This window comes from Paraburkholderia diazotrophica (genome assembly GCF_900108945.1).
Taxonomy (GTDB): Bacteria; Pseudomonadota; Gammaproteobacteria; order Burkholderiales; family Burkholderiaceae; genus Paraburkholderia; species Paraburkholderia diazotrophica.
In genome coordinates, this window is sequence record NZ_FNYE01000019.1 from 90987 (window position 1) to 104065 (window position 13079).

Sequence of the window (13079 nt, forward strand, 5' to 3'; positions counted from 1 at the left end):
CTTACCAGTAGTGCCACGCCTGCACGAGGACGGCATTGGTCATCGTCGTGTTGCGGCCCGATACCGAGTGCTGGTACTGAATGGAAAGCTGGTCGTACATCTTCTGGTGCACGAATGGCAGGCTGTTCGGCTTGAACTGGAACAGCACGCCCGCGCCGACCGTCGTTTCGCGGTTCGCGCTGTTCCCCACGGGGATACCCAACGTCTGGTTAAAGGTGCCGCCGCTTGTCTGGTGATCGAGCGCGAAAAAAGGAATGGCGAAAGGATTGTCGGGCGGAGAAATGCTGTAGCCGATGCGCAGGTTCAGATGAAACGTGTCGCCGGAGCTGAGATCGTCATGACCCGATTGCAGCGTCCGTCCGCGCAGAATGCCGCCGACGAGAAGATCCACGTTCACATGGCCATACCAGTCGTCGTAGAAGACGGAAGGCCAGAACGACCAGGTGTTGGTCGATACGCTGTTTTGTCCGATGGGCACCTGCACGTAGGCCTGAAAACCGAGCGTCGTCGCGGGCGCCGGGTTGTACCAGACGAGTCCGCCGATCAGCGGATCGCCGATCCCGCTTGCGGCGAATTGCGAGCCCTGTGTGCGGATTGCGGGCAACGTGATGCTCGCGTTGAACCCCACATGCGGCAACGACGGCAGCTTCCAGTAGTGGATGAACGTCGACAGTCCGACAAAGGTATTCGTGTCGGGGCCGTTTATCTGATTGCCGTGCGAATCGAACGCGCGGCTGTCGTGGTTCCACCAGATGTTTTCGCCGAACGAATCGTAAGTGCCCTCGAAGTCCGAGCTGAATTGCCACGTCTGCGGCCGGTCGGTTGCGAACGGTATGCCTGAAGCGTAGGCGGCATCGGCAAGCGGCAGCGTGCCCGTCATGCCGAGCAGCGCGACCAGCGTCCTGCCGCGCCGCCGCGCGCTGTGCCGCCAATGCCGAATGCGCTTGCGCGCCAATGGTGCTCTCATCGTCGTCTCCGTTTTGGTGTCGTGTGCCGCGAGGCATGGAGTGCACCGTACGTCGACGTAATCAGCGGGTCTTTCAGGTTTCGCGCTTTACAGATTCCGGTCCAAAGTGCGCTATCAGGGTCGCTACCAGGATGAAAATCGCGGACGCGGCGTTCGCGAATGGCGAACCATGGGAACACGTCCGCGTCGATGCACTCTTCTATACTGGAGTGAATGCAGAAATACGAACGTCGAGCCGCAAGCGTGCGTCAGTGCGTCATCGACGGAAACGGAGACGAACATGACCGCATTGACCCAGCGACCGGCTGGCCGAACTATCGATGCATTCGCCGCCGTGCCCGGCGCACGTGGGCTCGAGTACTGCATTTCGGGTGCACAGCCGTATACGTTCGACGTGCACAACACGTCGGATACCGTCTGTCTGCTGCTCGGCACGATCGTTTCGAATACGCGTTACGACGACGGCCCAGCCCTTCCGCTCACGTTCCGCGCGGAGACAGCGGCATTTCATCCGCGCGGCGGAAGAATGCATATCGACGCGCAGCAGGTCCGCCTCGGCTTCGTTGCGTTTCGTTATTCCGACGAGTTCAAGCGCGGGATGAACGATGCGCATGCGGATGCATCGAGAAGCACCGTCAATCGCGACAATCTCGGTGCTGATGCGATCCGCCATCTGGTGCGCTATGCACGGATCAAGACGGCATCGAATGCTGCGTTGCCCGTCGATTCGTGGGAAATCCAGTGTCTCGCAACGCTCGCGTGGATCGAAACGACGCGGCAACTGCAATCGGCTAAAGATCTTCACCCGTCGGCACTGTCGAGCGTCGAATTCGATCGCCTCGAACAGTATGTCGATGAGAACCTTGACTGCACATTGAGCTGCACGCAAATCGCCGCAACGCTCGATCTTCCCGTGCGGGTCGTCTCCGATGGCGTCAAAGCGCGAACGGGCCATTCACTGTATCGCTTCGTGGTCGAAAAGCGCCTGAATGCAGCCGCACGCATGCTGCGCGTGACGGACACGCCGCTTTGCGATGTGGCCGCCGCCTGTGGCTTTTCTTCGCAGCAGCACATGACGGCGCTTTTTTCCGAGCGCATGGGTACGACGCCGTCGCGCTACAGAAAGCATGGCGCATGAGGCCGCGCAGAACCTTTGTGGTTTCCCCATGCTCAACGATGCGCGCGATCATATCCCGCCAGGCGCGTTCATCATTGCGTGAATGTGCTAGCCTGAGCGTCCACCATCCGACGTGATCTGGCGAGGCACAAAATGGAACTGCGGCATCTGAGAATATTTTGTGCGGTCGCGGAGCACGGCAGCTTCACGGCGGCGGCTGAAAAAATCCACAACGTGCAGTCGAATGTGACGATGCGCATCAAAGAGCTGGAAGCGGAATTGAACCAGCAGCTATTCATTCGACAGAAGAATGGCGTAGTGCTCACGTCGGCAGGGCAAATCTTCCTGGGCTACGCGCAGCGTATTCTTCAACTGACGGATGAGAGCCGCAATGCGTTGCTCGACAACGCATCGCCGCGAGGTCTATTGCGGCTCGGATCGATGGAAACGACAGCCGCGATCCGTTTGCCGAAAATCCTCGCCAAGTACCACCAGCAGTATCCGCAAGTTCAGCTATCGCTGATGACGGGCACGACAACTGAGTTGATCAAGGCCGTCGAATCTCATCGGCTGGATGGCGCTTTTGTTGGAGGCTTTCATCAGACTTCGTCGCTGTACCAGGAAGAAGTCTTTCATGAAGAACTGGTCCTCGTGAGCAGCAACGAATTCGACTCGCTGTCCGCTCTCACGAGCGAGATCTCGCGTCAGACTATCCTCGTCTTCAGGACGGGCTGTTTCTATCGTTCAACGCTCGAACACTGGTTCTATCAGGCGGGCATCATTCCCGGCCACATCATGGAACTGGGCACGCTGGACGGGATCATGTCGTGCGTCGCTGCCGGCATGGGCATCACGTTGCTGCCGCGATCGGTCGTGGCGAGCCACGGCGCGCGGCATTCCGTGCACTGTCATGAACTGCCGCGGGAATTTTCGAACGTCAAGACCATGTTCATCCGCAACAAGGACGCACTCGTCACGCCGGCGCTGACGGCGATGATCGAACTCGCGCATCAGCAGATTGCCGTGGATGGCAGCGCTCAGGAACCTGTCAGTGAAAATATCCTGACGACCGGGCTGGAACGTATCGACGCCGCGGAATCGAGCGCGAGCGTTCATTGATTTGCTCGATGCTTCCAGAAGATATCGTCGTGCAAACGGATGCTGTAAAAGAGACGACGCGCCGTGAACCGATGATTTCGCTTCGCGACACGCCGTCACTTTCGCTTTCATGCACGGTCAGGCGTAGCGCAAATGCACTTCCTTGAATGGTTCGCTTGAGCCTGCCTGAATACGTTCGCGGCTATTGCTCAAACCTTGGGCCAGTTCCGCCACGCGCTCGGCCGCCGACATGACACAGTCGATTTTTCCCACGCCCTGGCCCGCATAGAGCGACAGCTTTTGCGCCATCTTCGGCTTGTCGATCGCACGCGCGCCGCCGCCGATAAAGCGCAACAGGTTCCACTTGTCGCGATTCGGGATCACGCGATGCGGCGTGCCGTATTTCCATCCGAACGAGTAACCCGTTCGATACTCGGTGTCGTCGACGGTCGCTTCCACGATCTTCTGCTTATAAAGCGGATGCGCATTCGATTCTTCACACGCGACAAATGCGGTACCCACGAGCACGCCGCCCGCGCCCATTTCCATCACGGTTCGAACGTCATCGCGATTCGTAATGCCGCCCGCAGCCAGCACGGGCCGTCCTTCTGAAACATCGATAAGCGCAGGCAACAGCGAAAGCAGCCCAATGGTGCCGCGATTCAAATGGCCGCCGCTCTCGCTGCCCTGGGCCGTGATGATATCGGCACCATGCGCAATTGCCTGTCGCGCAAGCTCGGCGGAGCCCACCTGAACCATCACGATCATTCCCGCGTCTTTTGCGCGCTTGATCATATCCGGGTAGTTCTCCGCATAGAACAGCGACAACATGCGAGGCTTTTCCTCAAGCACGATCTGAAACTGCGCTTCGAATACTTCCGGGCCGCCAAACGACGGCACGAGATTCACGCCGAACGGCTTGTCGGTCAGACTCTTCGTTTCCCTCAGCCACTTGCGCAATGCGAGCGGTGGCAAGCGCAATCCGCCTATCGTGCCCATTCCGCCCGCGTTCGCGACGGCGGCGACGAGCTTCGGACCGGAAATGGCGGCCATGCCGGCGAGGAAGATCGGATATTCGACTCCGCAAAGCGCCGTGACAGCATTGCCGCCGAATTCATAACTGGTTGTGCTCATGGTGTTTAAAGCTCCACACGTTTTCCAAGCATCCGTTTCAAGGCGTCGTTTTTCAGCACGAAATGGTTCTTGCACGCACCGTAGATATGCAGCGCCAACCCGATCACAAACGGCGTGGCGCCGATCTTGAAGAGCGTGTCGAAGATTCGCGCCGCCTGATGATCCGGCAATATCGGCTCAGGAATGAACAACCCTCCGGGCAATTCGATCGGCAGACCAGCCGCCGACTTCGATAGCCACGCCGCGATCGGCAGCAGCGCCATCGCAAGCGCGAGTGCCGTCGCCACCGACCGGCTGACGATCACTTCGACGGGATTCGGCGTGCCCACGGGCAACGGGTGATAAGACGTAATGCGCGCCCAAAACCGGTAGACCGATACAGGGAACAAGATTGCGCCAAGCAGGTTCAACACTTTCGTGAGTTCGCTGTTCGGCGAAACAGAAAGTGCGATTTCGATCGCGATGATAGCCAGCACGAGCGCGGCCACCACCCAATGAAGCACGATGGTAATCGGCGAAAAGCGCAAGCCGTTATCGCGCATCTGAAACCTGGACTTCACGCGCTCGCCGTCGTCCGAACGGGATTCCGACACGTATGAGGTTTGCAGCTTCGACATTTCCCACTCCAATCAATAGCTAGTGACTGACCGCACCCGAAGAGCCAATGCCTGTTTGAGCGCGAACGAACTGATCGTCGAACTTCTCACGCTCTACCGATGCTCGCGCGCCCTGATCGGTCAGCGAGCCGATCCACGTGAAGAAGAACGCGATCGTCATCGAAACGATGGCAGGGTAGTCGTATGGAAAGATCGCCGTCGCGTGCCCGAGTACTTTCACCCACACAGCGGGCGAAAGCACGACGAGGCTCACTGCGCTTACGAGGCCAGCGATGCCGCCCATCAGCGCACCGCGCGTCGTCAGGCCTTTCCAGTAGATCGCCAGAGTCAGAATCGGAAAGTTGACGGATGCCGCGACACTGAACGTGAGCGCCACCAGAAACGCGACGTTCTGATCCTTGAAAATAATGCCAAGAAGAATGGCGACGCCCGCGATGGCGATCGACGCGATTCTCGACACGCGTTTTTCCCGCGCGGCATCGGCGTTGTTTCGCTTGATCACCATCGCGTAGAGGTCGTGCGAGATCGCGGAGGTTCCCGCCATCGTGAGCCCCGCTACGACAGCCAGAATGGTTGCAAATGCGACGGCCGACAGAAAGCCGAGTACGAAATCGCCGCCCAGGGCCTTGGCCAGATGCATCACCGGCATATTGCCGCCGCCGATCAGTTTGCCGCCGAGTACGCCGTGCTCATAGAAGGCGGGATTGCGTCCGACGATCACAATCGCGGCAGTACCAAGCACGGTGACGACGAGAAAGAAATATCCGATGAACCCCGTCGCGACGAACACGGACTTGCGTGCTTCCTTTGCATCGGGCACGGTAAAGAAGCGCATCAGGATGTGAGGCAACCCCGACGTGCCGAATACCAGCCCCACCGACAGCGAAAGCATCTCGAATGGATCGGCCACGAGTTTGCTCGGCAGCATGATGCCGCTTCCGCTCTTGTGTGCGGCAATAGCCTGTTCGAACATGTTGTCGATCGAAAAGCCGAAATGGCTCAACGACAATATCGCCAGCAGGCTTGCGCCGAACAGCATCAGCACGGCCTTGATGATTTGCACCCACGTCGTCGCGACCATTCCGCCGAACGTCACGTACACGGCCATCAGAATGCCGACCACCACGACGGCGTAGTTGTACTGAAGCCCGAATAGAAGCTGAATGAGCTGCCCTGCGCCCACCATCTGCACGACCAGATAGAAGCAGACGACCGTCAACGAACCGAACGCCATCAGTGTCCGTATTCTCTGTTGGTCCAGCCTGAACGACGCGATATCGGCGATGGTGACCTGGCCCAGGTTTCTGATGCGTTCGGCAAAGAGAAACATCAACAGCGGCCACGCGACAAAGAAGCTCACCGCGTAAAGCATGCCGTCGTAGCCGTTGAAGAAGATCATGCTCGTGAGCCCGAGCAAAGCTGCCGCCGACATGTAATCGCCCGCGAGCGCGAGACCGTTCTGGAACCCGGTAATGCCGCCGCCCGCGTTGTAGAAGTCCTTCATCGACTTCGTCTTCGACGCGGACCAGTACGTGATGCCCAGCGTCGCGATCACGAACACGACGAACATCGCGATTGCAGTGATATTGAGCGGCTGCTTCTGAACTTTCTCCAACGCTTCAGGCGTGGCCATCGCCGCTTGTGCAACGAAAGCGGCGACCACAGCGACTGCCATTCTGATCGGCGGCTTCATTGAGCGCCTCCCGCGAGAATGCGAGCGGTCAACTGGTCGAACTCTCCGTTTGCGCGCCGAATGTAGATGCCCGTCAAAACCCACGTCCCGAGGATCAACATCGCGCCGACAGGCCAGCCGATCGTAATCGCACTTCCTGGATAAAGCCGCGTGGCAAGCACTTGCGGCGAGAAGCCCGCGATGAACACAAAAGCGTAGTACGGCAGCAAGGTGCCTAACGTAAGCCATGCTACGAGCCTGCGTCGTCGGGCGACGAGTCGTTCGAATGCCGGCGACCGCCGGACGTCGTCATGCGCAGTGGAATCGACCACGATGTCTCCTGTAGTTCGTTACGGGTTAGGCGCATTGCGCTGCGCTCTTCCTCTTTTGCTCAACGATAGGAGCGCGAGTCGATCAAGTAAAATGATGTTTGATGATGCGTGCCATCACCGCGAGTGAAATGCCGCTTCGCCCGCTTCATTCAATGAGTAGCGGAATTCCGCACCAGTGAATTCCAGAAGGTGTACAGATCGCGCATTGCATCGGCCCGGCCTCGCGCTGGAACGAGGCTTGGCGTCCGGACCGTTATGACGCGACGTCAATAATCGCCCCACTGATACACCGTTTGGCGCCGCCCTATTCGCGTCGTCTGCGCGCACGCGCCGCCCGTCGGCTACTGACGTGCTCGCGCAAGGCATCCGCATTTGTTCCCACGCGTCAAAACTGTTTGTCCACTGCGGGTGTACGCAAGCGGATCGAGGAAGCCTAGATTGACGACCTAACGGCGCTGTCGATTCCCGACGGCAAATGCCACCAACGTCTTGAGGTCAATCATGAGCAACTCGCAAAAGGTCGTTATCGTCACTGGCGCATCGCAAGGTATCGGCGCAGAACTCGTCAAAGCCTTCCGCGAGCGCGACTATCGCGTCGTCGCAATCGCGCGTTCGATCAAACCGTCCGACGATCCGAACATCGTGACAGTCGCTGGCGACATCGGCGATCGCGAAGTCGCAAGGCGTGCCGTCTCCGAAGCCGTCGAACGCTTCGGCCGCGTCGATACGCTGATCAACAACGCGGGCATCTTCATCGCGAAGCCGTTCACGCAATATACGGCTGAAGACTATGCCGCCGTGCTGAACGTCAACGTGAACGGCTTCTTCCATATCACCCAGCTTGCAATCGCCGAGATGGAGAAGAACAAAAGCGGCCATGTGTTGCAGATCACGACGAGTCTCGTCGATCATGCAGTTTCCGGCGTGCCTTCGGTGCTCGCATCGCTGACGAAGGGCGGCCTCAATGCAGCCACGAAGTCGCTTGCAATCGAATACGCGAAGACGGGTATTCGCGCGAACGCTGTGTCGCCCGGCATCATCAAGTCGCCGATGCACGCGCCGGAAACGCACGAAGCACTCGGCGCGCTGCATCCCATCGGCCATATGGGTGAAATGAGCGACATCGTCGACGCTGTCGTGTACCTCGATTCCGCGCCATTCGTCACGGGCGAGATCCTGCACGTCGACGGCGGCCAGAGCGCAGGCCACTGAGCGTAACGGCGAGGCATCGGCCACGATGCCTCATCCGCCTAACATCACGGAGATTGTCATGCCTATCGTGACCATTCAGGTTACTCGCGAAGGAAACAAGCCCGGCACGAACGCGGTGACGCCGGAAGAGAAGGCGCAACTGATCAAGGGAGCCAGCGAGTTGCTGCTCAACGTGCTCAACAAACCGCTCGAAGCGACATTCGTCGTCATTCAGGAAGTCGAGACGGAGAACTGGGGATGGGGCGGGCTGCCCGTCGACGAATATCGTCGGCAGAAAGCGAAGAAGCCGGGCTGAGCGCCGGCAGAAAATTGAAGCATTCAGTTGCGGGCCATTGCGCGAAGTAGCTTAGAGGTTCTTCGCGCAATGCGGCCCGCGATTTTCGTTCATGGTTCTCTACGCGCGCGGCTGCGGCGCAAGTCGAGCATGCCGCTGATCGATTCCTCGCGACGCCCCGGGACGAGGCCGATAGGCGAACCCGCTCGCACCGATCCCGTTTGCACGACGCTCAGATAGACGCCCGCAAATCCGCTCTGATACATGTGCTTTACTGCGCGCCTGTAGCCCATCACCGCGTTCAGTTTGAAACAGGGGCTACGTGGCGCTTCGACACGTAACCTGACTTCGTCGATGACGAGCACGTCGCCAATCCACAGGTCTGTTTCGAGCACGCCCTGAGTCGTCAGGTTCTCGCCCAGCGCGCCGAATCCGAGCGGTCTGTCGGCATGCGCGACACCCGCTTCGATGCGCCGTTCGCGCCACCATGCATAGTGCTCGACCGGATACAGGTAGACAGCCTTGTCGAGCCCGCCGTGAACGCTGAGGTCCGCCTGCTCGTCGCCGACGAAGCCCACCTTCTTCACTTCGGCGATCGCGCCTTCGCTCGCGCTGCTAATCGAGCGCTTGCGTATTGCCGACTCGACTTGCAGCCCTTCCGAAGACAGCCCGACGTCGAGAGGCTCGATCGCACCGACATTGATCGACAACACCGTAGCGCCGATGTCGCGCACGTTCTCGCCGTTGTGTGCAACGGTAGTCTGGTCTCCCATCTCGCGCCGATCCATTCCTTCAGGACGTGAACGGCTGCAAACGCCGGATGGCCTCGACCAGTTCCGTCTCCAGCTGAGCGACCAGCTCAGCGGCGGGCAGCGAGCGGGCGAGCGCGGCTGCCTGGCCGCCCCACTGCGCGCCATAACCGAACTCGCCCTTTGCTTTCGCGGCCGCATGCAGCGCCTTGCCGGCGTCGTAGGTGATCGGATAAGACGGCGTCTCAGGACGATCCGCCGAGCGGCCGAGTTGAGTGAACCTGTTGACCATGCTGCGCGCCAGCCGCCCCGAAATCGCCGACGTCAAAACCGTGTGGTACGCCGGGTCGCCGAGAATGGCGCGGCGGTAGCCTTCGTCGATCGACGTCTCCGGGCACGGTACGAATGCCGTTCCGAGTTGCGCGGCCTGTGCGCCGAGCGCGAGCGCCGCCGCGATGCCCGCGCCGTCCATGATCCCGCCCGCCGCAATCACGGGCAAATCGATTTTCTGCACAAAGAGGCGCGTGAGCGCGAACGTGCCCAGGCCTTCGTCAAAGGCTTGCGTATCGAACACGCCGCGATGGCCACCCGCTTCGACACCTTGCGCAACGATGGCATCGACATCCGCATCGGCGACGGCGGCCGCCTCGTCCAGATTCGTCGCCGACGCCAGGAGCCTGATGCCCGCGTCCTTCAGCGCCTTGATGATCTCTTTCGAAGGCAAGCCGAAATGAAAGCTGACGACAGCCGGCTTTTCCGCCAGAAACACGTCGAGCATCGCCTGATCCTCGACGAAGCTCGTATAGATCTCGCTGAGCTTTTCAGGCGCGCTCGCGCCGTACTTCTCGAAGTGCGGCGCAAGCCAGTTCAGCCATTCCCTTTCGACTTTCGCATTGGCGGTTGCGGGTTCATGGCAGAAGACGTTGATGTTGAAAGGCGCGTTGGTCAAAGCGCGCGTGTCGCGGATTGCCTTACGCGCGGCTTCGGCATTCATCGCGCCCACACCGAGCGATCCGAGGCCGCCCGTATTCGAAACGGCCGCGGCGAGCGCAGGCGTGCTGGTGCCCGCCATGGGCGCCTGGATGATCGGCTTGCTGATACCAAGCAGCTTGAGAAGCGGCTTGTCTTCGAAACGATTGCTCATCTGATGACCTCATCGCGTGAGTTGGAGACCATGCCGCCCGCGATCTGTACGCCAAAGCGGCTAGTCGAAGGTCCGTGCTTTCGGCTGCAAATGCTCCTGCAAGCATAGCCTCTTTACATGCGATGATCGGTTATCGGGTAAAGACCGGTCAACCGGTTGCCAGTCAAGACACTGTTGAGCGGCGGGAACAGATCGGACAGCTCGCGTATCGTTGCGGCAGCAATCGCAAGTTGTATTGCGAGCCCTGACAGACACGCGCTCGCGCTGCTATCCGGCTTATGCCGCAAGACCTGCTATCCTCTGCGAACCCGCCGTCAACCATCCCGCTGCACCGCGCCGTGCCTTTGCGTCAGGCAAAACGAGCAGCGCATCCGGCACATCATGGAAAGGCCATGCAGCGTCAATTCGAAGACGTTCTTCTAGGCAGCATCGAACTGTTCTGCCTCGCAGCCGAGCTGGAGAGCTTCACGGTCGCCGCGACGGCCGCGAGCGTGACGCCTGCTGCCGTGAGCCGGTCCGTCGCGCGCCTGGAGTCGCGTCTCGGCGTGCGGCTCTTCGTGCGCACGACGAGACAGATCAGGCTCACGGATGCCGGGCGCCGTTACTTCGAGCAATGTCGTCTGGCGCTCAACCAGCTTGCGGACGCCGAGCGCGAAGTGACGGGACAGCAGAGCACGCCCACAGGCGTCTTGCGCATCAGCATGCCGACGCCGTATAGCCACTATCGCGTGTTGCCGTTGCTGGCCGAATTCCGCGCGCGCTATCCCGGCGTGACCGTCGAGGCACATCTGAGCAACCGCAATATCGACTTCGCCGACGAAAGCTTCGATCTCGCCATACGAGGCCGCGCGCCCGACGACTCCGGACTGATCGCGCGCAAGCTCGAAGATGCCGAGCTTGTCGTCGTGGCATCGCCCGCCTATCTGAAATCGGCCGGCAAGCTGGAAACACCCGACGATCTGATCAACCACGAGTGCATTCAGTTTGCGTTGCCGAGCACGGGACGCAATCTGCCGTGGCTCTTCACGCGAGAAGGCGAAGAACTGGAGATGATGACGCGCGGCGGATACAGCACGTCCGGCGACGTGCTGGCGGGCGTCACGCTCGCGCGCCACGGAGCGGGCCTGTTCCAGACCTATCGTTTCGTCGCGGATCGCGATCTCGAGGATGGAGCGCTGTGCGAAGTGCTCACGCCGTATGGCGGCCGCACGCGGCCGTTCGTTTTGCTGTATCCGCATGCGCGGCATCTGTCGTCGCGCGTGCGCTGCTTCGTGGACTTCCTGATGGAAAAGCTCAGATCACAATAAGCCCATGCTGCCGAATGTCGATTCGATTGCCGCGCGTCTGCGGCTCAAGCAACTGCGTCTTCTGATCGCGCTCGACGAGCACGGCTCGCTGCATCGGGCCGCCGACGAAATGGCGTTGACCCAGCCCGGCGCAACCAAGGCGCTGCGCGAAATCGAGGCGACGTTCGGAGCGACCCTTTTCACGCGCTCGCCACATGGCATTCAGCCGAACGAACTCGGGCGCTGCGTGATCCGCTACGCGCGGCTGATCCACATGGACGTCGCGCATCTGCGCGAAGAGATGGAGGGCATTCTGCAAGGCTCGGGCGGAAGGCTCGCCGTCGGCGCGATCACGGGTGCGATATCGGGCGTGCTGGTCGATGCGTTGACGCGTCTGCGGCAAAGACAGCCCACGTTGACGGTCGAAGTCGTCGAAGACACGAGCGCGCGGCTCCTCGCGCTGCTCGACCAAGGCCGGCTCGATCTGGCCATCTGCCGCAAGACCGTCGCGCGGCAGCCCGATCACTACGACTATCGGGAACTGAGCGACGAGCCGGCTGCGATCGTCGCGAGCCTCGCGCATCCGTTGGCGGACGCGCAACACGTGAAGCTCGCCGATCTCGCGTCTTCCCGCTGGATCGTCTATCCGAGCATGATGCCGCTGCGCGGGCTGTTCGAACGCGAGTTCAAGGAAGCCGGACTCCCCGTGCCGCCTCACACGATCGAAACCGCGTCGACGGTGACGACAGTGCTGATGCTGCAGCGCGACCCGGCATTCGTTTCGCTGATGCCGCGCGATATGGCCGCGATGCTGTCGGATCATGGCCTTGCACGGACGCTTGCCATCGAAGTGCAATCCCGTACCGAACCGTACGGCATCGTGACGCGGCGCGGCTCCGTGTTATCGCCTGCCGCGCGCTTGATGATCGACGAACTCGGATAACGGGCACACGCGCTAACGGGCGCCTAATACATCACGCTGTGCCATTCATCGCAACGGCGCGGCGCAAAATGCCGCCGGCGCGCATTCACGCGCCTTCTAACCCGCCTTTGAATGCCCAGCCGAATGCGTCCATCTCGGACTTGTGCAAGGTCGCCAGCCGGAGCAAAAGGCGTTCTCCCCTGGACGTCAGATGCACCTCCACCTGGCGGCGGTCGCTGCGGCTCGTCTTGCGCGCGACGAGCCCCGCCGACTCGCAGCGCGACACGAGCGCCACCGTGCCATGAGGCGCGGCCTGCAGACGCTCGGCAAGCTCGCCGACCGTCGCCCAGTCGCGTCCTTCGATGCCCTGCACATGCAGCATCAGCTGATACTGCAACGGCGTGATGCCGGCCGTATGCGTCACCTCCTCGGAAAAACGCAGAAAGCGCCGCAACTGGTAGCGGAACGCGGACATCGCCTCCAGATCCTGCTTGGTCGGGGCTTCGACCGCAGCGGCGGGACTTGCTGCCATGGGAGACTCCATCGATGTCGGGT

At 60.6% G+C, this 13079-nt stretch carries 14 protein-coding genes; 6 read left to right on the forward strand and 8 right to left on the reverse strand.

Annotation, left to right across the window (positions count from 1 at the left end; genetic code table 11):
* Window position 1: 1 nt before the first annotated feature.
* The gene (locus tag BMW76_RS23005; protein WP_245763333.1) at window positions 2–967 is read right to left on the reverse strand and encodes a transporter; all 966 of its coding nucleotides are present in this window, start codon (window positions 965–967) and stop codon (window positions 2–4) included.
* Window positions 968–1247: 280 nt separating this feature from the next.
* Here BMW76_RS23005 and BMW76_RS23010 point away from each other — a divergent pair, with 280 nt between their 5' ends.
* Entirely contained in the window at window positions 1248–2105 is an 858-nt protein-coding gene (locus BMW76_RS23010; RefSeq protein WP_090869291.1) for a helix-turn-helix domain-containing protein, read from the forward strand.
* A gap of 132 nt (window positions 2106–2237) precedes the next feature.
* Window positions 2238–3203 (forward strand): LysR family transcriptional regulator, encoded by a 966-nt coding sequence (locus BMW76_RS23015; protein WP_090869293.1) that lies wholly within the window; start codon window positions 2238–2240, stop codon window positions 3201–3203.
* Window positions 3204–3320: 117 nt separating this feature from the next.
* Here BMW76_RS23015 and BMW76_RS23020 read toward each other — a convergent pair whose 3' ends face one another.
* The 4 genes from BMW76_RS23020 to BMW76_RS23035 form a co-directional block, all read right to left on the reverse strand.
* Window positions 3321–4316, reverse strand: a complete 996-nt coding sequence (locus tag BMW76_RS23020) for an NAD(P)H-dependent flavin oxidoreductase (RefSeq protein ID WP_090869295.1) — start codon at window positions 4314–4316, stop codon at window positions 3321–3323.
* A gap of 5 nt (window positions 4317–4321) precedes the next feature.
* Entirely contained in the window at window positions 4322–4858 is a 537-nt protein-coding gene (locus BMW76_RS23025; protein ID WP_407669010.1) for a cytochrome b, read from the reverse strand.
* 94 nt (window positions 4859–4952) lie between these two features.
* Entirely contained in the window at window positions 4953–6626 is a 1674-nt protein-coding gene (locus BMW76_RS23030) for a cation acetate symporter (protein ID WP_090869299.1), read from the reverse strand.
* The gene (locus BMW76_RS23035) at window positions 6623–6937 is read right to left on the reverse strand and encodes a DUF485 domain-containing protein (protein ID WP_090869301.1); all 315 of its coding nucleotides are present in this window, start codon (window positions 6935–6937) and stop codon (window positions 6623–6625) included. The genes BMW76_RS23030 and BMW76_RS23035 overlap by 4 nt, the downstream gene beginning before the upstream one ends.
* 501 nt (window positions 6938–7438) lie before the next feature.
* Between BMW76_RS23035 and BMW76_RS23040 the strand changes: the two genes are divergently transcribed.
* On the forward strand, window positions 7439–8149 hold the full coding sequence (locus BMW76_RS23040; RefSeq protein WP_090869303.1) for an SDR family NAD(P)-dependent oxidoreductase: 711 nt from the start codon (window positions 7439–7441) through the stop codon (window positions 8147–8149).
* Window positions 8150–8207: 58 nt separating this feature from the next.
* Entirely contained in the window at window positions 8208–8444 is a 237-nt protein-coding gene (locus BMW76_RS23045; RefSeq protein WP_090869305.1) for a tautomerase family protein, read from the forward strand.
* 89 nt (window positions 8445–8533) lie between these two features.
* On the opposite strand, the gene BMW76_RS23050 is transcribed toward BMW76_RS23045, so the two are convergent.
* Window positions 8534–9196 carry an MOSC domain-containing protein gene (locus BMW76_RS23050; protein WP_090869399.1) on the reverse strand — a complete coding sequence of 221 codons (663 nt, stop codon included), beginning with the start codon at window positions 9194–9196 and terminating at the stop codon, window positions 8534–8536.
* A gap of 19 nt (window positions 9197–9215) precedes the next feature.
* Window positions 9216–10316, reverse strand: a complete 1101-nt coding sequence (locus BMW76_RS23055; protein ID WP_090869307.1) for an NAD(P)H-dependent flavin oxidoreductase — start codon at window positions 10314–10316, stop codon at window positions 9216–9218.
* Between the two features lie 392 nt (window positions 10317–10708).
* Between BMW76_RS23055 and BMW76_RS23060 the strand changes: the two genes are divergently transcribed.
* On the forward strand, window positions 10709–11623 hold the full coding sequence (locus tag BMW76_RS23060; RefSeq protein ID WP_090869309.1) for a LysR family transcriptional regulator: 915 nt from the start codon (window positions 10709–10711) through the stop codon (window positions 11621–11623).
* Window positions 11624–11627: 4 nt separating this feature from the next.
* On the forward strand, window positions 11628–12545 hold the full coding sequence (locus BMW76_RS23065; RefSeq protein WP_090869311.1) for a LysR family transcriptional regulator: 918 nt from the start codon (window positions 11628–11630) through the stop codon (window positions 12543–12545).
* 85 nt (window positions 12546–12630) lie between these two features.
* On the opposite strand, the gene BMW76_RS23070 is transcribed toward BMW76_RS23065, so the two are convergent.
* Window positions 12631–13056, reverse strand: a complete 426-nt coding sequence (locus tag BMW76_RS23070; protein WP_090869313.1) for a MarR family winged helix-turn-helix transcriptional regulator — start codon at window positions 13054–13056, stop codon at window positions 12631–12633.
* Window positions 13057–13079: the final 23 nt, after the last annotated feature.

Bases quoted from the DNA above. Each gene is read 5' to 3' on its own strand.
- BMW76_RS23005 (WP_245763333.1), bottom strand. From the start codon at position 967: ATGAGAGCACCATTGGCGCGCAAGCGCATTCGGCATTGGCGGCACAGC.
- BMW76_RS23010 (WP_090869291.1), top strand. From the start codon at position 1,248: ATGACCGCATTGACCCAGCGACCGGCTGGCCGAACTATCGATGCATTC.
- BMW76_RS23015 (WP_090869293.1), top strand. From the start codon at position 2,238: ATGGAACTGCGGCATCTGAGAATATTTTGTGCGGTCGCGGAGCACGGC.
- BMW76_RS23020 (WP_090869295.1), bottom strand. From the start codon at position 4,316: ATGAGCACAACCAGTTATGAATTCGGCGGCAATGCTGTCACGGCGCTT.
- BMW76_RS23025 (WP_407669010.1), bottom strand. From the start codon at position 4,858: ATGCGCGATAACGGCTTGCGCTTTTCGCCGATTACCATCGTGCTTCAT.
- BMW76_RS23030 (WP_090869299.1), bottom strand. From the start codon at position 6,626: ATGAAGCCGCCGATCAGAATGGCAGTCGCTGTGGTCGCCGCTTTCGTT.
- BMW76_RS23040 (WP_090869303.1), top strand. From the start codon at position 7,439: ATGAGCAACTCGCAAAAGGTCGTTATCGTCACTGGCGCATCGCAAGGT.
- BMW76_RS23045 (WP_090869305.1), top strand. From the start codon at position 8,208: ATGCCTATCGTGACCATTCAGGTTACTCGCGAAGGAAACAAGCCCGGC.
- BMW76_RS23050 (WP_090869399.1), bottom strand. From the start codon at position 9,196: ATGGGAGACCAGACTACCGTTGCACACAACGGCGAGAACGTGCGCGAC.
- BMW76_RS23055 (WP_090869307.1), bottom strand. From the start codon at position 10,316: ATGAGCAATCGTTTCGAAGACAAGCCGCTTCTCAAGCTGCTTGGTATC.
- BMW76_RS23060 (WP_090869309.1), top strand. From the start codon at position 10,709: ATGCAGCGTCAATTCGAAGACGTTCTTCTAGGCAGCATCGAACTGTTC.
- BMW76_RS23065 (WP_090869311.1), top strand. From the start codon at position 11,628: ATGCTGCCGAATGTCGATTCGATTGCCGCGCGTCTGCGGCTCAAGCAA.
- BMW76_RS23070 (WP_090869313.1), bottom strand. From the start codon at position 13,056: ATGGCAGCAAGTCCCGCCGCTGCGGTCGAAGCCCCGACCAAGCAGGAT.